The sequence below is a fragment of the Aporhodopirellula rubra genome, from assembly GCF_014192335.1.
Lineage (GTDB): Bacteria > Planctomycetota > Planctomycetia > Pirellulales > Pirellulaceae > Rhodopirellula > Rhodopirellula rubra.
The window spans coordinates 74,213-96,031 of sequence record NZ_JACHXU010000023.1; the positions used below are offsets into that span (position 1 = coordinate 74,213).

Genomic DNA, 21,819 nt, shown 5'->3' on the forward strand with positions numbered 1-21,819 from the left:
CTGCAGGCTAGCAGCCTGCGTTACGTTTGGATGCAGGCTAACAGCAGCCTGCGGTACGAATTGCTGGCGGCTTGCGGTTACGCGTTAGCGTAGGCTTTTGCCGAATGCGGTGCGTAGTTTGCCGAGATAGCTGTCGGCGTCTCCGACTTCGGAGAGCACTTTTTGGCTCATCTCTTCGATCGAACGATCCGCACCTGCCAGCAACGTCTGAGCTTCGGTCTGTTGTTTCGACATCCATTCTCGCATACTGAGCATTTGCTCGCGGTGAACGGACTCGACCTTCGCAGCCAACTTCGCTTTGCTGACTTCGAGTTGTTTGGCAATCGCGCCGCGGGCGGCGTCGCTGAACGCGTTCCCGAGGTTCGTATCCAAGTCGAGATCGAGGTCTTTCCAATCGCCTTTGAACGTCGCATCAATTTCGATGGAGTTTACGTTCGCGAGTGACTGATTCATCGAAACCACGGCGGCGGAACTGGCAGCTTTGCCTTCAACGGCCAAGTGCATGTTCACGCCAATTTGTTTGCTAACCAAACGGCCTTCGACGTCGTCGCCTTGACTGTTCAACTGCACCCAAACTTCGCGCTGGCCTCCGCTAATCGCAACGGCAACGTCGCTGCCGTCACCCAAGCGAACAGGATCCACCCGCATTTGTGGCCAGTGCAGCGTGAGTCGATCGAGCGAGTCGCCTTCACGGCGGTCGCGAACGTAGTCAACCTGCACGGTCTCCGGCCCTTCGAGCAACAATCGGGCACGCGTTGGGTTTTCGAGCAACTCGGGCTGTGGAGTCATGTTCTCGACAACACCGGTCAGTGCGTATGTTTTGCCGTCGGCACGCATCAGACCATCGACTTGGCACTCACGGATCAGCATTTCGGGACGTCGATTTCTACCGAGGAAGTCAAAGTCTTCACCGCGAACACGCTCCGCGTCGGGAGCCACGACGGTGTAATTTGCCAGCGTTCGGCCGCTATCGAGATAGCCGCGCAGTTGTGCGAGCGAACGACGGATTTCAGCCGAAATCAGATCGATGCCAAAGTTCTTTGATTCACTCAGGTCACCGGGAACGTACGCGTCGACTTTCGCGAGGTCGGCTCGACGTGCGTCTTCGAGACGTTGCAAATCGGATTGCATCTCGTCGGGCAACGCGTCGAGTTTCGCACGCACACGCAGCAGATCCTCACGCGCGGAGCGTGCCTCCGCGAGCGTCCGTTCGAGCTCGGGCCAATCTCGCAGTGGGTTGTCGATTCCTTTCGCCGTATCACGAATGGTCTTCACGCGTTGCTCCAGATCACGTGCTTGCTGCAACAGATCGGCGTACTCGTTTTCCCAGCGCCGACGGATCTCTTCGCCCGTTTTCACCGTTTCGAGGCTTTCGCCGATCTCTTCGGCGCTGTCGGTCAATCCGTTGGTGAATTGAGCGAGCATTTTGCTGATCATCGAAGGGCTGTCGGCGTCCTGGGTGGGATCGACAACGTCTTCGTAATGCCCCGAAAAGTCTCGCTGCGAACCGATCTGAAGCCCCGCGATTTTTGCTTGGCTGACAACCCAACGACGACGCAGGAACGCGTCGCCGTCAATGACGAGATCGACGGAGTCAGCAACGAATGCGTCGCGGAATTCCTTGCCGTCTCGCGGGTCGGCGACATGCACGTTGGCATAGTGGATCGATGGCGGAAACAGGCCGACTTTCGCCGAACCGATCTCAGCCTTCGCACCCGTGGAACTTTCCAGGCCCGCGACCGTGATGTACGTTGCCATTGGGCCGAGGCCCAATGCAAGGATCATCAATATTGCGACAACGATAATTACTCGTGTCAATAAAAAACGCCAACGAATCATGCCGCATCCTTGTCTTGAGAATCACGCAACTGTCGAAGCAAATAGCTGAGCGCTTCGTCAATCTTTTGCTGGTCATCGGCCGCCGAAGCCTTGGCGTCGGCAGCAGCTAATGGGGACGTCGTCGGAGCCGCGGACGTTTCGGTTCGAGACTCTTTCTTTTCCGTGCCGCCTGCGATCGCTACGCGAGTTTGTCGCGCAGGCGTGGCAGCGGTCGCCGGTTGTGTGGTTGCGCCGTCAGTATTCGCGGCGTCGACTCGCCGGACGTCGTAAACACGCCCAGACGATGCCGTCAACGGTTTACCAGGCGCCACCGAACTCGCCGCGGATGCGTCATCGAGCTTCGCGGCGCCGTCCGGAGTTGCCGAAGGCGCGAAATGTGGACGACTGGCTTGTGCGTGTCGAGAATCAACTCGACTGAGCGGTTGGCTTGTTGCCTCGTCTTTCTTGGCAGGCGATTGTGGCTTAACTCGTTGAACGGGAACGCCGTCTTCCAGTTCATCTTCGATCGGCGCCCATGCGCGAAAGATCGGATAGGTCAGCAAGAACAACGGAACCAACGCGACCAATCCAATTACAAAACTGCCTGCAACCACGGTGTTGTTCAAGTCCGTCCACGCAACGAGTGGGTACTGCCACGCGATCGCGAGCTGTTGCGCGACGTCGGGGCGATCAAATAGCCACCGGCCGACCGAATCGAATGTGGGGTCAATCGTTGGCGCAACAAACGTCACCGCCACGCCCACCAACGCGACCATTGCGTGATTAACGCGAAGAGTTAACACCAACAGCACGAGAGCAACGGCCAACAGATTGCCGTGTGGGATCAGCCCCAACAAGGCCCCGAACGCGACGCCCCAAGCCAATTGCGACGGATGCTTCCGTCCGGCAATCGCCTTGCGAACGCTGCTGATGAGTTTAATTGTCCATAATATCATGGCATGACGCCTCTATGCGGTAAATCGCTGCTGCAGACCGGTTAATCGATCGATGCGGCGCCGAGTTCTATCAACGCGCTATCCGTCTTAATCGGCACCACCGGAACGATCATTGAATACAATCGCTAAAATCGTCGTTGCCAGACCAAAAGTCGCGTTTTGTTCACGCGTCGATTCAACGACGCACTACTGATCGGCAGTCAGCACGGCACACATCGCCAGGGTGGCGAGGCCATAGAAGGTGTATTCCACGTCGGGCGTCTGATCGAGCGTGAAACCTACAAAGCCGCCACCGGATACCTGCATGGATTCGGCGTATTGCTTCACCCTTTGCAGCGAAACTTGGTCGGCTTCGTTCAAATCCGCGAGCGTCGTCAGTGCCGTGAAACTGCTGAGCAAATCGGCAAACGGGATGCGAGTGTTCGCCGTGAAGCCGCCCTCGTCGCTCTGCATATCGGCCACAAAATCTGCCGTTTCGGTGTGATTGTTGGGGTCGAGTCGGCCGAGAGTTTTCAGCGTACCGATCGCAGCGGCCGTTGGGTTCACGCCCGCTCGTTTTGCAACCCGGATTTCCAGATACCCGCCTTCGTCGTGTCGCTGCGTTTCGAGAAACCGAACGATGCCCTCGGCGTCGGGAACGGGAACATCCATCAATTCATGACAGAGGACCGTCAAAAACGTTTGATACGTGCTACCAGCGCGACCTTCGGGCGTTTTCGCGAACCCGCCGTCTGCACATCGCAGCGTCCCGAGCGTGTTGGCGACATTCGAACGCCAAGTCGTGTCATCGTCGGAAATAACAACGATACCGGTGGCCATTTCCAGCACCGCGGCGGCGAAAATCAGCGAAATCAAATCGATGACGCTGTCACGCTGCGTCATTCGTTTGCGCAGAAATTCCGCAGCCCCTTCGGCCACGTCAGCGTCGAGCTCGCCGAGAACCCACAATGCGCGAAGTGCGAACGCGGTATAGTACGGATCACTCTCGCCCTCCCGACCGGCGAATCCCCCATCGCCTCGTTGGCACCGGCGCAGCCAAGTGGCATGAGTGTCACGCATTTCCGGATCGAGCTGGGAGGCACCGATCGCCAATCGCAGAGTGAGTTCGTTGAGATATCCGCTCATATGATCTTGGTTCGAATTCAGTCGGTGAAGAGCGTCGGCGAGATGAAGGCAAGATTCCGGTCACAGGCAATCCCGCTCGTGATCGGTATCGATCGCCAATTCGTCGGAAATCCAGTGACGCTAGTCGAGCGACGGAGCTCCAGCGACGAGTGGGCCGCCAACGAGACTTAATAAACGGGAGGCAGCAGAACGGGAGTCAGTTCGAGGGGCCCCAAGATAACGGATAGGTCGGTGGCCGATAGTGAGCGACGCGGTTTCGCTGTCGCCGACGGCCAAGACAATCAATCGACACGACCGGCACAACCGTTTTCCTTGACCAACTTCTGGCAAACCTGCAGGAAGACTCCAACTGTTCAGGCGTATCAAGCTCGGCGGCTGACCTACGTTTGCTCTAGTGGAAAAGTTACCCACATTGCGTTCAATACGTTTTCGTCCCCTTGCGCCCATGATGCGATCATGACTGTCGTTACCAACACTCCACACCTCCCGCCTAGCGAAGCGATCGGTACCGAGTGGCAAACAATTAACTGCAATGAACAGTCAAAATCCATCAAGCAAGGCGTCCTGAACTGGATCGCCGACGAAGACGGAACGACTGCGGTCGAGTATGCCGTGATGGTCGCCATGATTGCTGTGACCTGCATGGTCGGAGTGAACCTGATGACTCAGGCCGCTGAAGAGAGCTTTACGAATTCCGCTGAAGCAATCGGAAACGCGTAACGCTCCCACCCCTCGACGCTCTCGTTGAGTGCCGACTGAAGATGCCGCCGTTTGTGCCCCCAAACCGCTATCGAGATCCACAATGTCCTCACGCCCGATTCGCCAACAATTGTTGGTCGAACAGGATGTCCAAGTAAGCTTGGTCTTCCGCGCGGTACTGTATGGTGCCGCCTGCATGACCTACTTCACCGTCATTCAGTTCTTCACCCAAGCGATGCATCATCCTGGCATCTTGATGTCGGAGATTTTTCTGTCGTTGACCGACGAAGCCGTTTACTGGGTACCTGGATTTCTCGTTCTTGGCCCCCTGATGGTTTATGACATGTTACGGATTACGAACCGGGTTGCCGGTCCGATCTACAGCATGAGGCGAGAGATGCGAGCGATTGCCGCAGGTGACAACGGGCGCGGGCTTAAATTCCGCAACGACGATTACTGGGATACGCTCGCAACCGAATTCAACGAACTGCGACGGACCGTGCTCGAACTGCGAGAAGAGAACGCAAACCTTCGAGCCAACCAAGCCGCACCGGCTCCCGAGGAAGAAGCCCCACAAGTAGACGAGTTCGCCGCCGCTGATTTAGAAATGTCCGAAGAACCGGCCGGAGCCGTCGTCCCGAGCTGATTCGGAACCGACAGCACAACACGCGAGACTCGCACGAGTGGCGTTAAAACCACGTATTTGACAAAACGATCGTCGCAAATGGGTGGTTTCCCCTATCGACCCTGAAGCGTTGACGGTTGGATAATAAAGCCGCTGGGGCAATGTGACCCAGTGGCTGGCTCTGGGGCCAAAGGAGACCAGCCGCTGGAGTCGCGTATCAATCCGGACGGCAGCTAATCCAGACGCTCGACATTGACGCCCGCATCCACCCTTCTGTCGCAAATCACGTTTCGCCCCGCACGCGTCTTCGATCAGTTAGACGGGGCTGCCTGTTCTCATTTGCAGACGCAACGCGCCGCTCGGGAAGCGGCGACACGATTGAATCCGTGCAATCCAAACCGGACCAATCGTCCGGGTTTGCCCGATTCCTCTCGACAACCGGTGCAGGTCGCAGACAACAACGAACATCCGGCGTCCCCAACGCGTCATGAGTCGGTACGATAGTCGTTACGTGCTAGAGTCTAAGGAAGCGGCGTCACTAGGATGGGTTGCCAACCGGCATCATCGGCAATCGACGCTCTCCCACCTTCCATCACCCACCGAGCCCCCGCCGTGAACGCAGCTCCGACGACGACCGAATCACCTTCATTGGATCCCAAGATGCTGGAAAAACTCAGCGGCGATCCTGCCAAACGCATTGATGAAGTGATCGCGTTCTATCGCCGCGAACGTCGACCGGTCGAACTATTCGAAGCTCTGAAGATGAAAAGCCGGATGCGGTTCGGTTTGCCCATGATTGCGCCTCCGGACGAAAGCATCGGAATGCAGACCCCGCGAGAGGTCGAGATCCAACGTGGACTCGAGGAGGGACTTCTTGACGCGTGTCGGCAAGCCGGCGCGATGCTGATCGAAGACGGAAAAATCGGCGAAGGATGGATGTACTTGCGTCCGATCGGTGACCCGGCACTGGCCAAGCGACTGTTCGCCAACGTCGAAATCACCGAGGACAACTATGACGAGATGGTCCACGTGCTGCTGCATGAAGGCGTCGACCTGGCACGCGGTTTCGATGCCGTCCTGAACCAGCAAGGCACCTGCAACTCGATCACGCTGTACGATTCCGCCATCGCATCGCGGAGCCGGGAAGACAAAAAAATTGCGTCGAAATGTCTTCTAAATCATCTTTACGACGAACTCGACACACGCGTTCGGGAGGATTTTTCGGAGCGTGCGGAAAAGAACGGCGTCGATTCCGAAAAAATTCAGCTCGATCTTAAAAACGCAACGCTGGGCGAACTCGTATCGAAACACAAGTGGATCCTGGGCGGGGGCGGTTACCACCTCGACACGACGCATTTGGCGTCCGTGGTGCGTTTTTCACTGGTCCTGGACGCCCCCGAGTTACTCGAAAAAGCGTTGCAGTTGTGCCAATATGGCCGCCGACTGCCATCGGACTTCCAATATCCGGGCGAAGAACCGTTTGTTGATTTCTACCCCGCTCACGCCGCGTTCTTCTCCGCTCTGTTGGGGAAAAACGTAGACACGGCGGTACGATTATTTGAACAGCGAGCCCGAACGGTCGATTCGGTGGTCCACGGCAGTGCCGCGATCGAAACCTATATCGACTTGCTCGATCGGCTCGGTCGACCTGCCGACGCATTGCGTGCCGCGATGGAACTTTTCCCCGATGACGTGCCGCTGGGGCGAGTGATGCCTGAAATGATCGAAATGGCGGGACGAGCGTCGGAAAAGGGTGATGGGCAAATTGCCGCAGAATTAGAAAAATTCTGTTTTGATCGCGGTGACTTGCTTGGAGTTGCCGCTGTCAGTGAACTCCTATCCCCCAATCCACGTTAAACCACTAGGATGACAACAGGCCAGTCGTAACCTAAGGTTTTGGTGTGCGGTTTGCGTTGGTGTTGACAGTGCCGCGAAAGATTCGCCAATTTGACAGCGTTAAGAAATGTTGATGCGGGCCGTGATCCGCCAACAGCGTTGAGGGTTCGGAACCAGATTTGAAGTTTTTGATTTAAGGACGAAAAAACATGTACGAACGGTTTACAGACCGAGCCCGGAAAGTCATGCAGTTGGCTAACCAAGAGGCTCAGCGATTCAATCACGAGTACATCGGTACTGAGCATATTTTGCTCGGGCTGGTGAAAGAGGGCAGTGGCGTCGCAGCCAATGTGCTGAAAAATCTCGACGTCGATTTGCGAAAAATTCGTCTCGAAGTCGAAAAACTCGTTCAAAGCGGTCCCGAAATGGTGACCGTCGGCAAATTGCCACAAACCCCGCGGGCTAAGAAAGTCATCGAATATTCGATGGAAGAAGCTCGCAACCTCAATCACAGTTACGTCGGCACGGAGCACATCCTGCTCGGTCTCTTGCGTGAACAAGAGGGCGTTGCCGCTCAGGTTTTGATGAACCTGGGTTTGAAATTGGAAGACGTCCGCGAAGAGGTTCTCAATCTCCTCGGCCATGGGCTCGAAGGTGCCGAAGTCGGCGAACGCGGTGGTCGTTCGGGCGAAGGCAGCGAGGGCGGTGGCAGTGGCGGCGGCAGCAGCAAGAGCGGCAAGAGCAAGACTCCTGCCCTGGACAGTTTCGGTCGTGACCTCACGGAACTCGCTCGCAAGGGTGAACTCGATCCGGTGATCGGGCGTGAACGTGAGATCGAACGTGCGATCCAAATCCTCTGCCGACGTACCAAGAACAACCCTGTCCTGCTCGGTGAAGCCGGTGTCGGGAAAACCGCGATCATCGAAGGTTTTGCTCAACGCGTGATCAACGGTGAGGTTCCGGAGATCCTCAGCGAAAAACGAATTGTCGTGCTCGACCTCGCGATGATGGTCGCGGGTACGAAATATCGCGGACAATTCGAAGAGCGGATCAAAGCCGTCATGACGGAAGTCCGTCGCGTCAAGAACACGATCCTGTTCATCGACGAATTGCACACCCTCGTCGGTGCCGGTGGTGCTGAAGGTGCGATCGATGCCGCTAACGTTCTCAAACCCGCGCTCGCTCGGGGTGAGATCCAGTGCATCGGTGCAACGACCCTCGACGAGTACCGTAAGTACATCGAGAAGGACAATGCTCTGGCACGTCGTTTCCAAGAAATCATGGTCGAACCGACCGGAACCGCCGAAACGATCGAGATCCTCAAGGGACTGCGTGAGCGATACGAAGAGCATCACCGCGTTCAATTCACCGACGATGCGGTTGTCGCCGCCGTCGAAATGAGTGAGCGTTACATCACCGCTCGTTGCTTGCCCGACAAGGCGATCGACGTGATCGATGAAGCGGGTGCACGTGTGCGACTCCGCTCGATGACTCGTCCACCAGACCTCAAAGAAATCGACGAACAAGTCGAAACGCTGAACAAGGACAAAGAAGACGCGGTTGCCAACCAAGACTTCGAGAAGGCCGCCAATCTGCGTGATCAGGCTGAAAAACTTCGCAAGAAGAAAGAGAAGATCACTCAAGAATGGCGTGAGAAGAGCCAGCAAACCGATGGCGTCGTCGACGAAGAAGTGATTGCCGAAGTCGTCAGCAAGATGACCGGTATCCCACTGACTCGTCTGTCGACCGAAGATTCGCTGCGTCTGCTCAAGATGGAAGACGAACTGCACGAGCGTGTGGTCAGCCAAGAACAAGCCGTCACGGCGATCGCGAAGGCTGTCCGGCGGAGTCGTTCAGGTCTGAAAGATCCGAAACGGCCAACCGGTTCGTTCATCTTCGCCGGTCCAACGGGTGTCGGTAAAACGTTGCTCGCCAAGGCACTCGCTGAATACATGTTCGGCGACCCTGACGCGCTCGTGCACATCGACATGTCGGAGTACATGGAGAAACACAACGTCAGCCGACTGATCGGGGCACCTCCCGGATTCGTCGGGTACGAAGAGGGCGGTCAGCTCACCGAGAAGATCCGCCGTCGTCCGTACGCAGTGGTCCTGTTCGACGAGATCGAAAAGGCTCACCCAGACGTATTCAACATGTTGCTGCAGGTGATGGAAGAAGGCCGCTTGACGGACTCCTTCGGTCGCAACGTCGACTTCCGCAACACGATCTTGATCATGACCACCAACGCCGGCGCGGAAGCGATCAAGAACGAAGCGGCATTCGGTTTTGCGAAACCCGATGGCGACGCGAGCTACGACTCGATGAAATCACGCGTGATGGACTCGATCGAACGTGTCTTCCGTCCTGAGTTCCTGAACCGACTCGACGACACGATCATCTTCCGCCACCTGACGACGACCGACCTCAAGGGCATCATCGATTTCGAATTGCAGAAGGTCCGCGAGCGATTGCTCGAACGCGGATTGGCTCTCGATTTGACCGACGACGCCAAAGAGTTTTTGGTCAAGAAGGGCAGCAACCTCGATTACGGTGCACGTCCATTGCGTCGTGCTCTCGAGCAACGCATCGAAGACCCGCTCGGCGAAGAATTGCTGCGTGGAACCTTTGTCGGAAAAGACACGATCGTCATCGACGTCCATCGCGACGACTCTGGCAAGATCACCCGTCTTAACTTCGAAGGCGAAACTCGCGGCCTGCCTGAACCAAAGGATGCGGAAGAAACCGTTGGCGCCAGTGCAGGATCCGAAGGCGAAAAACCGGAAGAATCGTCCGAAGACAAGTCGTAACGATCTGTCGCGAGTAACGATGACTCAATAACGAAAGAGCGTCTGAAATTTCAGACGCTCTTTTTTTATACCCTCGGCTTCCCGCTCAACAGGATCCTCGACGGCATTCAGCGATTGGACTTCAGTGACCGGGCTGCCGCGGGCGTAACCTCGCAACCTGCAAGATGCATGGCGCGACGGCGAACGAATCGTCACGAATCGATTGGCAAAGCACGTCGACGGGAGCCCTCGAGCAGCCTACCAGCGTCCGGTCCAACGATCCGTTTGAATGATCCGGCGAGCCTCTTCGCTGATGCCGTACTTCAGGTTCGGCTGATTCAATTCGAGGAACACGGTGTACTTCTGGTGGACGGCATCGCTGAACACGACTGGCGCGTGTGTGATTCGCAACAGGTGGACGGGAATCCCGTTCCATCGACGAGTGTAAACGCCCGCGTCGAGTGCTTTCTCGCCTTCCAGGCCGTAGTGACTCGTCAGCGTCGAAATCATTCGCTGAGCGTCGCCGGTAAATCCGTGCAGATTGATTCGTTGGATCGAACCGGAACGATCGAAGTAATACGTCAACGTTCCCGCGAGATCATCGCTGCGAATCCCCGTCACCACCGGCACCCGCAAACCTTCGAGCTGCAGGTCCGCGAGCACAGTCGAGACGCGCGAAAATCGGTTGAGAATCATCGGCGGTGTCAAATCAAACCGCAACGCCTCGCGGATGTCGGCCACGTTGTTGCCCGCGAGACTCGGCGTGGCGTTGGCGTCCTCCGGCATCGCGCCGAGTTTGCGGGCGATGTCCTCTTCGTACCGGTATCGCGACGAAGAAACCGGTCGCAACGTTTCGACCTGATGATGCGAGTGAACCGGATAGCGATCCGACCCCGGTGTTTGCACCACGCCTCCGACGGGCGCCTCGCCTGCGGCGCTGCTCCACGGTGCCGACGCGGTCAACGAACCGGCCTCACCGTTGATTTGGCTTGTGATCGTTGCGGTGGCTTCGCGCCCCCATTCGGTTTCATTGGCAACGTACGGAGTTCCAGCGGCGACGGCTAATACGGCGATCTTTCCAATGCGTCCGCCAATCATCCCTACTTCTCCCAATGCCGATTCACATGATCGAATTTGATGACGCGACTCTCTCTAAAACGCGAGAGCCGCTCGTTGTTGATCCAGCACGACCCGGCACGCCGCCGAACACTTCGCTATCTCTTCCATCGGCGTCCGCGAGGTTTAAGCAACCGTAATAATCCGTGCGCCACGACAGCAGTTACGACCGCGACAACCCGTCGACCGAGACGCGGTTTGAACACGCAAAAACCGAACGAAACGCATTACCGGCCGAGATACGTACGGGTGAACCAGAGCGACTCGGCGGTATCCAGATCCCGCACGTTTGCGGAACGTTCATCGAGAGAAAGCAACCGCAGGCGCGAGCCTGTTTGACCGGGCTCAAAACCGCGAATCAGTAAATCCGCGGAATCATCGATCTCCCAGTCACAGACCACGCCATAGGCAGACGACAACGGCACGTCGCCGTGAACGGGATCAACGGCACCATGAGTTCCGATCGTGCACGAAACATCGCCCCCCGTCATAAAGCGGTACTCGACAATCTTAGTATCACTGTCGAGTCGGTACCGCCACTGTTCAGTCAGCAGATGATCCCACGAGACCACCGGCGGACCCGGCACAGCCATGGACGGCGGCACCGGCGAACAACCGCCAATCAATATCAACGCGCCAAATGACGCGAATACCAATAGCAAGACTTTGACGCGACACAACATCGCACACGTTTTCCGCCGCACCGAAACGCCGACCAGGTTGCTATCGCGTTGAAACATAACTGCACCAGCGTCGATTCATCAGTGCCCTACTGAGTATTGAAAGTTTGGGCTATTGCGTTTTCATCCGGTCGGCCAATTCTCCCATCACAACCCACATTTCTTTTGCGATTTGTAAACTGCGTTCGTCGTAGGTCGCCGATTCTTCCTCGGTGCCATCGGACGCTTTCGGATCGACGTACAGCATCGCCACGCGGTCTGTCGCTCCGCGAACGACGGGACAGTTCTCGTCCGCGTGATCGCAACACATCACGGCGATGTATTTCGACTTCGGATTGTGAGCTTCATCATAAACCTTGCTAAAGCACATCACCGGCGGATGCGAGTCGCTGAACGACAGGTCATAGAACACGTTCTCGCCGGTCTCGGGCCTCGCGTCTTCATCACGACTCACCACGAAACCGGCCCGCCTCAACGACGCGATCGTTCTCGGGTTGCACGCCGTCGCTTCGGTTCCGCCGCTGAAACACACCACATCGTCACGCGTCAAACCGAAGTGAGCCGCTGCCGTTTGTGCCCAAACCTGTGCGAACTGACTCCTTCGTGAATTGTGAGTGCAGATGAACGTCAACATGACGGGCCTGCTCTCACGCAATCGCGTTTCGACGACTTTGGTCAATTCGTCGACGACCTCTCGTCGCTCGGGCGACAACGACTCTTTCACTCGCCGCCAATCGGTTTCACCCACAAACGCACGAATCGGTTCACGAACGAGGGACTGATTATTCAAGAGTAAAACTCCGAGGCGGGAACCATTCGCATCATCGGCCACTGATGTTTGGCAGGTGACTCCGAGGAAAACAACACCGAGGCAACCGGCGAAAGCGACTATTCCCCGAGGGGCATTTATTGACAACAGACACATAATGATGCGGGGGGTAATGGAGACGGCGTGTAGCTTACCAATGCCTTAGAATAGTGACGAGTAGCGACGGTGACGGCGGCTGAACCACGCCAACGTGCGGGCCCAAACCAAACCCGATTCGCGGGTTTGCGAAGTCGGCAACTCGTAAAATTCACCAAATCGCAATCCGTCACTCGCGAAAGACAGCGTCCACCTCGCGAAATACGCCGGGTGGCTTGATCGATGTCGTTTCGGCAGTCACGATAGTATCCAATTGCCTTCCCTCCCACTCCCCCGCCGATCGCGTCATGATTCTTGCCGAGAAAACTCGCTCCTGCACGCTCGTTGTCTCCAAAGGGCAGTCTCGCAACCCGGCGAAACGGGCCCTGGAACAGGCGATCGCGGACGCGGGAGGCAAGATCCCCGATTTAAACGTCCTCGTCGTCCCGCACCTTTACGATTTGCCGAAAAACGGCGACGCGATCAGTCGGCTCCGCGAAATCGAAGGCGACGTGATTTTGGCGAGCTGGATCTTTCCGCGTGCAGCCCACTGGGTGCTCGACCGCAACGGCGTCGGAGGCACGCCCGGCGACGTGTTGCTCGGTAACAGCGACGATGAAGACGACGCAGCCGAACCTGAACCTGCCGCCGAGGCGCAAGACGATTCAACCGAACGGATGACGGACCTTTACCCGCGTCCAAGTCGGAAGATCTTTTGCATCGACCTGAAGTCATCCGAAGACACGACCGAATTCGTCGGTGAGATTCAGCGAATCCTGGGTCTCGACTCCGAAACGAATGACAACCGCTCGTTGCCCATCGTGGGTGGAAAGATCGAGTCGGTTGAGGAGACCGCGGGCAGGCGTTGGTATCCCGTCATCGACTACAGTAGGTGCACCAATTGCATGGAGTGCGTCGACTTCTGCCTGTTCGGCGTTTACGGCGTCGATGGTGTCGAAAGCATCATGGTCGAGCAACCCGACAATTGTCGTAAGGGTTGCCCTGCCTGCAGTCGCGTGTGTCCCGAGAACGCAATCATCTTCCCTCAGCACAAAGCTCCCGCAATCGCCGGTGCCGAAACCGAAGGGGACGAGGGATTCAAGATTGACCTTTCGCAACTGTTTGGTGCCCCTAATGCCGGTGACGATCCAATCGCAACGGCGGCGCGTGAACGCGACGAGCAATTGTTACTCGCCGGACGTGGCACCGTCGGAATCGACGAGCGACTGAAGAAACGCCAATCGGCCCGCAGCAATCAACCGAAAGACGAGCTCGATCGACTCGTCGACACACTCGATGAGATGGACCTTTGACCCAAAACACTGATTCCGTCGACACATCCACCACTCAGCGAAATATCCTAGGCGTTGCACTCGACATGGATGGGCTGCTGTTCGATACCGAACGCATCTATTACCGCGTCGGTGACGTCGTGCTGCAACGACGAGGCTTCCGGTTTTCCAACGAGCTGCAATCTCGAATGATGGGTCGTGTGGGGCTGAGCGCGATCGCGGAAATGATCGCCTTTCATGAACTCAGTGACGATCCGGCTGAATTGCTCGAGGAATCCAACTCCGTTTACGGTGAACTGCTGCTCGAACATCTTCGGCCGATGCCCAGCCTCGATCAGTGGATGGAATACCTGATCAACAGTGGTGTCCCCTTTGGTCTCGCCACCAGCAGCCAGCGTCAGTTCGTAGACATGATTTTGCCGACAACCCATTGGCACGAACAACTCGCGTTCGTTCTCACCGGTGATGATGTCACCAACGGCAAACCGCACCCTGAGATGTACCTCAAAGCGGCCGCAGCATTGGCCATACCGCCCGGACAAATGCTGGTACTCGAGGACAGCGGCAACGGAGCCAACGCTGCGATCGCCGCGGGCGCCGTCACCGTTGCGATTCCCAATGAACATACCCGCGATCAAGCATTTGACGGGACGCACCTGATCGCGGAATCATTGAGCGATCCACGGTTATGGGATCTTCTGAAAAAGCACTCGGGCCAGCAAACGTCAGTCGGCGGCCCGACCGCACCGAATCGCTCATGAATGCGACGTACGTCAGTCGCATCACTGCTGTGGGTCGATCTGCCGTCGCGGTTGTCAGCGTGATCGGGCATCAAGCCGAAGCGTTCACTCGCGCTTGCTTTGCACCTGCGACGTCCTCATCATGGACCCCCGGCCAAATCCGCTACGGAACGTGGCGAGCCGACAGGGAAACGCAATCAGACGAAATCGAAGGCGAGTCCGTCGTGTTAACGCCTTTGGCCGAAAACCACTTCGAAATTCACGGCCACGGGGGATCCGCCGCGGTCAATCGAATCATCCAATCGCTCGTTGAGCTCGGTGCCACCCACGTCGACTCAGCCGAGTGGGCGAGTCTCTCTGCGTCGTTTCGCGATCAGGAATTCGAACCGTTGATCGCGGAAGCGGAGTCTGTCCTGACGCAATGCACAACACGCCGCAACGCAGCGACCGCGCTCGCGCAAACCCGCGGCTCGCTTCTGAGATGGACTTGCGACTGGATCGATCGAATCCACACCGAAATCGCAGGAGATGAACTCGAAAAGGGATCAGACCATTCGTCGTCTGTATTGCTCGCAGAACTGCGTGCCTCGGCATCGGACGTCTTATTGCGAGCGTCGACGGGAATGCACCTCACGGCCCCCTACCGCGTCGTGCTCGCCGGGCCACCAAACGTCGGCAAGAGCAGCTTGGTCAACCGAATCGTCGGCTACGGGCGCAGCATCACGCATGACGCCGCGGGAACCACTCGCGACGTCGTCGACTGCGACACCGTGATCGACGGACTGGCCATCCGTCTGGGCGATACCGCGGGAATTCGTGCTGGCGGTGATGTGATCGAACAAGAAGGAATCCGACGAGGATCGCTCGCGATTGCCAACGCCGATCTCGTGGTAATGGTCCTCGACCCGAATTCTCTCGCCGACGCCGATTCGATACAGAAAACCATCACCTCTCACAATCCCGACGCATCGATTCTACGTGTTCTCAACAAAGCCGACCGTCTTCTCGAAACGGCAGAGGAAACACACTCTGAATCAACGTGGCTCCGCACCATCGCGCATGACGCGGAGGCGCAGCAGAACGGAATCGAAGCACTCAAGAAAGCAATCTCCTCGACCCTTCGTCCACTCGAGTTTGACCACTCATCGGCAATGCCGATCGTGCCTCGTCACGTCCATTGGCTGAGTCAGATCGTAGGCAGTGCCAATCTTCGCCAATCAGTCGAACGTTTGACCGCACTTCGCGCCGGAGCGGAGACCGGCACGTGAGCGTTAACTCATTCCATCATCGAATACTCGGCGCGATCACGCCCGAACTGCATGCCCGACTCAATGAACTCAGTAACGATCCGGGATCAAAATCGAATCAGGATGCGTTCACGTCAGCCCAGCGAGCCGTGTTGGTCGACATTGCGTCACTGCAAGTGAAAGCGAAACGGACATTCGGTGCCGCCGCCAATCCCGAAGATGCGTGGTGGGTCACCCGCCGTGGGTTGCAACAATCCACGCATTACCGCGTGGCGGCGTTAAAGGCGAGCTGGATGGGCGACCACCCCGTCGCGGATCTCTGTTGCGGACTCGGCAGCGACTTGATCGCGTTTGCCCGTCGCGGACAAACCGTGGGTGTCGACATCGACACCGACGTTCTGTCTTTCACCCTGTCCAACCTACACGCGGCAGGCACGACGGCAGAACTGCGTGAACTCGACGTCACCCAAACACGCCCATCTGACCTGTTCGGCGACTCTGAGTTACTCCACATTGATCCGGATCGTCGCGCCGACGGGCAACGTCATACAGACGCCGACAACCTCGTCCCCTCTTGGGAACGCGTGTGCGAACTGATGGACGCGACACGGGGCGGATTAGTCAAACTGGCTCCCGCCACCCAACTCTCTGACGTACAATCCGTAGGCCTCCACCGGACATGGATTTCCACCTCCGGCAGCGTCCGTGAACAAACTGCGATCTACGGCGACACCCTCGACAACGTATGGTTGACCGAACAAGGTTTGCGAGCAGGCGAGCGTTCCGCGATCACCATCCGTGATGGAGTCCCACACGCGTATACCGAGCCGACCTCAGGAGAATTACCAGACAACGCACCGGAGAAAGGTGTCGGAGAATGGATCGTCGATCCGGACGCCGCAATCCGTGCCGCCGGTTTGACTGAATCGTTTGCCCGCGCCATTGGCGCCCGAACGATCGGCTCGGCGAGTGGATTTCTGACCTGCGATTCGCTCGACGCGTTACAGCCGTGGGCGTCCATGGCAATGGTTGCGAGGGTGATCGAAGTCGTCGGCTGCGACGACCGAAAACTGAGACGCTGCTTCCGGGCTCGCAAAGCCTACCCGGATTTAATCAAGGTCCGCGGCAGCGATCTCGATCCGACGCAGTTGGGCCGCAAAATGAAAAGCTGCGGCGACGCGCCACTGGGGCTATGGATCGGACGCGACGGAAAGAGAACCTACGCCGCGATCACCGAACCGATCTAGCACCACCGTTGCGAGATCGGCAGTTCGCGCAACGCACCTCATACGCCAACATTCTGTTTTTCGCTCTTGTTCTGCGGCACATTCTTCGCTGGGAGACGAGGACGCCTCGGCGAGAACGCATCGCTCGGGCGAATCATCTCAGCGTTCGGCCGTCGGTTTTGATTGATTTCTGCGACGACCGTTTCATATGCCTCCGTCAAACGCTGCACGACCTCCGGATGATCTTCCGCGACGTTCGTCGTTTCGCCGATATCCGCAACCGTGTCATAGAGCTGCACCGGGAACGTTGAACGTGCCTTCCTCGTGTTGTCACGTTTCGATTTTGATTTGCCTTCTTGCCACGGATAGAATTTCCATTTGCCGCTGCGAACGGCCCCCGGACCATGCATGAGCACATATGCATCGTGTGGGCTTGTCGCACCTGCCTCGCCGCTCATCAGCGGCCAGATATCTTTGCCATCGATTTTCCAACTCGGCAACTCGCCGCCACAGAGTCCCGCCAAGGTCGGCAACACATCGATTGAGGCGGCTACCTCTTTACAAATTGAACCTGCTGCAATTTTGCCGGGCCACCACATCAACGTCGGTTCACGAATGCCACCGTCGTAAACACTCCCCTTTCTTGCTCGAAGCGGAAGAGATGAACCGACCGCCGCACCGTTGTCAGAGGTAAATAGGATCAGTGTGTTATCTTGGATTCCCGCTGCTTTGACCGCACTAAGAATCTCGCCAACGGACCAATCCACTTCTTCGATCGCATTGGTAATCAGTTCCTTCTGCGGATTATCGAACGCCGGAGACACGGCCAAGGGTCGATGCACCATCGTATGCGGAAGATACAGGAAGAACGGCGATTGGCGAGATTGGTTGATATACCGGATCGCCTCTTCGGTATAACGTTTTGTGACGGTGGATTGATCCGCCGGATATTCAACAATCTCATCGCCACGCATCAACGGCACGGCATCTTTCTGTTTGTGCCCGCTCGCGAGATCATCACGCGTCACACCGAGGCGCAGTTCAACGCCATCGACGATTTTGTTCGCCGGGTCACGCCACATGTCATTGCTGTATGGAATCCCGAAATACGAGTCGAACCCCTGATCCGTTGGAAGGCAAGGCGGAAGGTGCCCGAGGTGCCACTTCCCAATGCACGAGGTGTCGTAACCGGTCAACTTCAACATGTCCGCAATGGTCACCTCATCGGGATGCAGACCGTGAGTGCTGTGGGGAAACAACACCGCATCCATACTCAGCCGTTCGTAGTGGCACCCGGTCAATAACGCCGCCCGTGACCCTGAACAAACCGCACACCCGACATAGAAGTCCGTGAACTTCATCCCTTCGCTCGCCATGCGATCCAGGTTCGGCGTCTGCGGCACCGTCGCTCCGTTGAATCCGACATCACCGTACCCCATGTCGTCGATAAAAATCAGAATGACGTTCGGACGGGGTGGATCAGCCGCGTTGGCTGCACCGACCCCAGTCCCTGCCCCAAAGGCCAAGCTCGCACCAACCACAATCACAGCAAACAAAAGATGCTTGGAATAAAACAACGGATGCATCAGTGAGATTCCTTCGGAGATGGGGAAACCGACGATCCTGAGATAACAGGATCACCGCATCACTGAACATGATAATGCATCGAGAGCACCCGAATGCCTAACCAGGAGTCTCGGCACGACAATCCCAATTGCCGCCCGTTTCGCGAACCAATCAGCTTCTCCGAAACCTAACCGAGTCCTCGAGATTGTAGGAATGACCGACCCACCACCTCAGCAACACGCTGTCCTAGGGACTCGGCGGCTTGGCGTTTTGGCTGCGGTATTCGCCGGGGGTTTGGCCGGTCTCGCGTTTGAATACGGCGCTGAGTCGTTCCTTATGACTGTATCCCGCACGTCGCGTGATTTGTTCCAGCGTCATCTTCGTCTCCGACAACAACTGCTTGACGCGGGCGATTTGCGTCGCGGTGATCAACTGATGCGGCGTTTGCCCCAACTCCTCTTGGCATCGTCGTTCGAGCTGCCGGCGCGACAACGTCGTGAACTCGGCAACGTCGCCGACGTTGATTCCGTCGCACGCGTGTTGACGAACAAACCGGCACACCCTTGCGAGCTCAACATCGTCGACCGCAATGACGCGAGTAGAAAAGCGTTCGGAAACCGATGTGGGCGGAATGAACTCAATGTCCTTTTCGGGCATCAATCCCGACAGCATTTGATGCATGATCTCGCCCGCACGATAACCGACACGAACCGCATCAGGACGCACACTCGATAGAGTCGGGTCACACAACAAACAGATTGCGTCGTCATCATCGACACCAATGATGCCCAAGTCATCGGGCACGGCAATCTCCATCGTCCGACAGGCGTTAAGAACCTGTTGACCTCGAATGTCATTACAGACAAACAAACCCGTCGGCCGCTCCAGCTCGGCGAGCCATTTCGACATCGGCTCGAAATCGATCATCCCAGCTTCTTCTAACATTGTCAGCGAGCTGGTCGGTTTCCCTTTGGACTCATAGACCGTCAGCGAGCAACCGGACTTGGCAACAAGCTCGCGAAAGTAACGCAAGCGGGCTTCCGAGTAGGAGGCAAACCGATAGCCGCAAAACGCAAACCGGCGAAAACCACGATCCCAAAGATGTTCAAACGCGAGCTCAGCGACCTTCTTGTTATCCGTCTCTACTTGTGGGACGCCATCGAATTTTCGATTGCAACGGACGTCAATGATCGGCACGTTTAGTTTGCGAAGCGAATCGATCGAGTGCACGTCGACGCGCGCAATCACACCACTGATTCGTGACGTTGCGATCCAATCGGGAATCTTAGAATCGAGCGTCATCTCCTGATGCAACAATGACCAATCAACCTGCGTTCGCGCGAACAACGCGACGCCGCGTAAGAGCTCACGACCGTAGGCGCGTGAGGCCTCGACGTGCAACGCGATTCGGGGACGTGATTTTGGTTTCATGACATTTTCCACAACCGCTTTGCTCGACGCAAAACATTAAACCTGTGTCGCATATTGTTCCAGCTTGCATGACTTGGTTCGCTATTCTCTACGGTTGGCGTGCCAAGGGAAGACGCATTTTATTCTTTTGCGGCTTTTGAGGGAAGTCAGTTGGTGGCAAATCGTCGCATCCGACTTCGCTGATTCTCACAATTCGCCCTCCAAGATTCAAGAATTCAGGGCTCGCCGATCGCGATTGAAAGCGATCTTACGATTTCATCCGGTGACCGGTGCACCGTTTCCTGTTTTTCGAAATGCGAAGTAATCGCGAACATGAATCATGACGTCCCCACGCCGGAATCCGGCATCGAAAACAAAACGACCTCAACGCCCTCAGTGGTACCGACCCAGTATCTATTTCCATTCATACTGGTCACAACCCTGTTCGCCCTTTGGGGTTTCGCCAATGACATCACAAACCCGTTGGTTCGTGCGTTTAAAGAGATCTTCCTGATCAGTAACGCGCAGAGCAGTTTGGTACAGTGGGCGTTCTATGGCGGTTACGCCACGATGGCGATTCCGGCCGCTTTGGTCATTCGCAAAGTTTCGTACAAGTCCGGCATCATCATCGGTCTGTTGCTGTACGCGATCGGCGCCCTGCTGACGATTCCCGCCAGCATGATGATGGATTTCAACATCTTTCTGGTCGGCTTCTATGTCCTCACGTTTGGACTCGCGTTTCTCGAAACGACCGCCAACCCATACATCCTTTCGATGGGCCCGCGCGAAACGGCCACGCAGCGATTGAATTTGGCGCAGGCGTTCAACCCGATCGGATCGTTGACCGGGATGGTGGTCGCGAGCACGTTTATCTTGCCGAGTTTGCAAGTCGCCGACTTCCGCGCCGCCGAGATCGCTGCACACCCTGAATACGCAACGATGCTGCCTAGCGAAGTGGATGGGTTAATCACCACGTCGATGGAAGAGCACGCGATCGCCGAACCGGAAGCACGCCAAGAAATGGTCGCGCATGATTTGGATGTCGTCAAAACACCCTACGTGGTTATCGCGGTCGTGGTGCTGGCCGTGCTGGTGCTCTTCATCCTGACAAAATTGCCCGACACGGGCCACGAGGAAGAAGAAATCCACCTCGTTCAATTACTGAAAAATTTGTTGACGAATTGGCAATACGTCGGCGGCGTGATCGCACAAACGTTCTACGTCGGTGCCCAAATCATGTGTTGGACGTTCATCATTCACTACGGAATGACGCTGGTCGGATTGAGTGCCTCGCAAGCTCAGAACTGCAACATTGTCGCAATGGGCATCTTTTTGGCGAGCCGGTTCATCTGCACGTTTATCTTGAAGTTCCTCGATCCCGGTTTGCTGTTGGGAATCCTTGCCATCGGCGGTGGTATGCTGACCGCGGGAGCAATCTTCCTACAGGGCATGACAGGCCTCTATTGCCTGATCGGCGTGTCCGCGTGCATGTCGCTGATGTTCCCGACGATCTACGGGATCGCCCTGAACGGCCTGACACCCAACGACGCCAAATTGGGATCGGCGGGCTTGATTTTCGCAATCGTCGGCGGAGCCTTCATGCCACGTTACCAAGGTGCGTTGATCGACGGCGAGGGCATGACGATCGCGGGCCAAGTATTAGAATCCGTTCGCGTTTCGTTCTTCCTGCCCCTGTTCTGCTTCGTCGTGATCGCAATTTTCGGTTTCTCCGTCGCGTTCATGCGGAGCAAACAAACGGCACCGTCGCCCGTAAGTTAAAACAATCTATCCCC

The 21,819-nt window shown here is 56.7% G+C and carries 17 protein-coding genes; 9 read left to right on the forward strand and 8 right to left on the reverse strand.

Annotated features, from left to right (window positions below):
- Positions 1–84: 84 nt before the first annotated feature.
- From FHS27_RS24470 to FHS27_RS24480, 3 genes are all read right to left on the reverse strand, one after another.
- Positions 85–1,839: a TIGR03545 family protein gene (locus tag FHS27_RS24470; RefSeq protein ID WP_184308009.1), complete on the reverse strand. Its 1,755-nt coding sequence runs from the start codon at positions 1,837–1,839 to the stop codon at positions 85–87.
- The gene (locus FHS27_RS24475) at positions 1,836–2,774 is read right to left on the reverse strand and encodes a TIGR03546 family protein (RefSeq protein WP_184308011.1); all 939 of its coding nucleotides are present in this window, start codon (positions 2,772–2,774) and stop codon (positions 1,836–1,838) included. The genes FHS27_RS24470 and FHS27_RS24475 overlap by 4 nt, the downstream gene beginning before the upstream one ends.
- Positions 2,775–2,960: 186 nt before the next feature.
- Complete coding sequence (locus FHS27_RS24480) at positions 2,961–3,899, reverse strand: prenyltransferase/squalene oxidase repeat-containing protein (protein ID WP_184308013.1); 939 nt, start codon at positions 3,897–3,899, stop codon at positions 2,961–2,963.
- A 456-nt stretch (positions 3,900–4,355) separates the two neighbouring features.
- Here FHS27_RS24480 and FHS27_RS24485 point away from each other — a divergent pair, with 456 nt between their 5' ends.
- The 4 genes from FHS27_RS24485 to FHS27_RS24500 all read left to right on the forward strand — a co-directional run bounded on the left by FHS27_RS24485 (position 4,356) and on the right by FHS27_RS24500 (position 9,866).
- On the forward strand, positions 4,356–4,619 hold the full coding sequence (locus FHS27_RS24485) for a Flp family type IVb pilin (protein WP_184308015.1): 264 nt from the start codon (positions 4,356–4,358) through the stop codon (positions 4,617–4,619).
- 82 nt (positions 4,620–4,701) lie between these two features.
- A complete protein-coding gene (locus FHS27_RS24490; protein ID WP_184308017.1) occupies positions 4,702–5,244 on the forward strand; it encodes a hypothetical protein in 543 nt (180 codons plus the stop codon).
- A 591-nt stretch (positions 5,245–5,835) separates the two neighbouring features.
- Entirely contained in the window at positions 5,836–7,080 is a 1,245-nt protein-coding gene (locus FHS27_RS24495; protein WP_315854676.1) for a hypothetical protein, read from the forward strand.
- Positions 7,081–7,268: 188 nt separating this feature from the next.
- Positions 7,269–9,866: an ATP-dependent Clp protease ATP-binding subunit gene (locus FHS27_RS24500; RefSeq protein WP_184308019.1), complete on the forward strand. Its 2,598-nt coding sequence runs from the start codon at positions 7,269–7,271 to the stop codon at positions 9,864–9,866.
- Between the two features lie 237 nt (positions 9,867–10,103).
- Here the strand turns inward: FHS27_RS24500 and FHS27_RS24505 are convergent, their stop codons facing one another.
- From FHS27_RS24505 to FHS27_RS24515, 3 genes are all read right to left on the reverse strand, one after another.
- A complete protein-coding gene (locus FHS27_RS24505; protein WP_184308021.1) occupies positions 10,104–10,943 on the reverse strand; it encodes a DUF6690 family protein in 840 nt (279 codons plus the stop codon).
- A gap of 245 nt (positions 10,944–11,188) precedes the next feature.
- Complete coding sequence (locus FHS27_RS24510) at positions 11,189–11,701, reverse strand: hypothetical protein (protein ID WP_184308024.1); 513 nt, start codon at positions 11,699–11,701, stop codon at positions 11,189–11,191.
- Between the two features lie 52 nt (positions 11,702–11,753).
- Positions 11,754–12,431 carry a protein tyrosine phosphatase gene (locus FHS27_RS24515; RefSeq protein WP_246420799.1) on the reverse strand — a complete coding sequence of 226 codons (678 nt, stop codon included), beginning with the start codon at positions 12,429–12,431 and terminating at the stop codon, positions 11,754–11,756.
- 422 nt (positions 12,432–12,853) lie between these two features.
- Here FHS27_RS24515 and FHS27_RS24520 point away from each other — a divergent pair, with 422 nt between their 5' ends.
- The 4 genes from FHS27_RS24520 to FHS27_RS24535 are packed head-to-tail and all read left to right on the forward strand — an operon-like array spanning position 12,854 to position 17,071.
- Positions 12,854–13,858, forward strand: coding sequence for an ATP-binding protein (locus FHS27_RS24520; protein ID WP_184308027.1), 1,005 nt, complete (start codon positions 12,854–12,856; stop codon positions 13,856–13,858).
- Positions 13,855–14,598 carry an HAD family hydrolase gene (locus FHS27_RS24525; protein WP_246420801.1) on the forward strand — a complete coding sequence of 248 codons (744 nt, stop codon included), beginning with the start codon at positions 13,855–13,857 and terminating at the stop codon, positions 14,596–14,598. The genes FHS27_RS24520 and FHS27_RS24525 overlap by 4 nt, the downstream gene beginning before the upstream one ends.
- Positions 14,595–15,845 carry a GTPase gene (locus FHS27_RS24530; RefSeq protein ID WP_221225358.1) on the forward strand — a complete coding sequence of 417 codons (1,251 nt, stop codon included), beginning with the start codon at positions 14,595–14,597 and terminating at the stop codon, positions 15,843–15,845. The genes FHS27_RS24525 and FHS27_RS24530 overlap by 4 nt, the downstream gene beginning before the upstream one ends.
- A complete protein-coding gene (locus FHS27_RS24535; RefSeq protein ID WP_184308029.1) occupies positions 15,842–17,071 on the forward strand; it encodes a class I SAM-dependent methyltransferase in 1,230 nt (409 codons plus the stop codon). Before FHS27_RS24530 ends, FHS27_RS24535 begins: the two co-directional genes overlap by 4 nt.
- A gap of 38 nt (positions 17,072–17,109) precedes the next feature.
- On the opposite strand, the gene FHS27_RS24540 is transcribed toward FHS27_RS24535, so the two are convergent.
- Together FHS27_RS24540 and FHS27_RS24545 are read right to left on the reverse strand one after the other, a co-directional pair.
- Complete coding sequence (locus FHS27_RS24540; protein WP_184308031.1) at positions 17,110–18,636, reverse strand: sulfatase family protein; 1,527 nt, start codon at positions 18,634–18,636, stop codon at positions 17,110–17,112.
- 226 nt (positions 18,637–18,862) lie between these two features.
- Positions 18,863–20,047: an AraC family transcriptional regulator gene (locus FHS27_RS24545; protein ID WP_184308033.1), complete on the reverse strand. Its 1,185-nt coding sequence runs from the start codon at positions 20,045–20,047 to the stop codon at positions 18,863–18,865.
- A gap of 312 nt (positions 20,048–20,359) precedes the next feature.
- Between FHS27_RS24545 and fucP the strand changes: the two genes are divergently transcribed.
- The gene (fucP, locus tag FHS27_RS24550) at positions 20,360–21,805 is read left to right on the forward strand and encodes an L-fucose:H+ symporter permease (protein ID WP_184308035.1); all 1,446 of its coding nucleotides are present in this window, start codon (positions 20,360–20,362) and stop codon (positions 21,803–21,805) included.
- The last annotated feature ends 14 nt before the right edge of the window (positions 21,806–21,819 follow it).

Excerpts from the sequence above, each read along its gene's own strand:
- FHS27_RS24475 (WP_184308011.1), bottom strand. The coding sequence starts at position 2,774 with ATGATATTATGGACAATTAAACTCATCAGCAGCGTTCGCAAGGCGATT.
- FHS27_RS24510 (WP_184308024.1), bottom strand. The coding sequence starts at position 11,701 with ATGTTTCAACGCGATAGCAACCTGGTCGGCGTTTCGGTGCGGCGGAAA.
- fucP (WP_184308035.1), top strand. The coding sequence starts at position 20,360 with ATGAATCATGACGTCCCCACGCCGGAATCCGGCATCGAAAACAAAACG.
- FHS27_RS24505 (WP_184308021.1), bottom strand. The coding sequence starts at position 10,943 with ATGATTGGCGGACGCATTGGAAAGATCGCCGTATTAGCCGTCGCCGCT.
- FHS27_RS24485 (WP_184308015.1), top strand. The coding sequence starts at position 4,356 with ATGACTGTCGTTACCAACACTCCACACCTCCCGCCTAGCGAAGCGATC.
- FHS27_RS24500 (WP_184308019.1), top strand. The coding sequence starts at position 7,269 with ATGTACGAACGGTTTACAGACCGAGCCCGGAAAGTCATGCAGTTGGCT.
- FHS27_RS24530 (WP_221225358.1), top strand. The coding sequence starts at position 14,595 with ATGAATGCGACGTACGTCAGTCGCATCACTGCTGTGGGTCGATCTGCC.
- FHS27_RS24480 (WP_184308013.1), bottom strand. The coding sequence starts at position 3,899 with ATGAGCGGATATCTCAACGAACTCACTCTGCGATTGGCGATCGGTGCC.
- FHS27_RS24545 (WP_184308033.1), bottom strand. The coding sequence starts at position 20,047 with ATGAAACCAAAATCACGTCCCCGAATCGCGTTGCACGTCGAGGCCTCA.
- FHS27_RS24490 (WP_184308017.1), top strand. The coding sequence starts at position 4,702 with ATGTCCTCACGCCCGATTCGCCAACAATTGTTGGTCGAACAGGATGTC.
- FHS27_RS24540 (WP_184308031.1), bottom strand. The coding sequence starts at position 18,636 with ATGCATCCGTTGTTTTATTCCAAGCATCTTTTGTTTGCTGTGATTGTG.
- FHS27_RS24470 (WP_184308009.1), bottom strand. The coding sequence starts at position 1,839 with ATGATTCGTTGGCGTTTTTTATTGACACGAGTAATTATCGTTGTCGCA.
- FHS27_RS24520 (WP_184308027.1), top strand. The coding sequence starts at position 12,854 with ATGATTCTTGCCGAGAAAACTCGCTCCTGCACGCTCGTTGTCTCCAAA.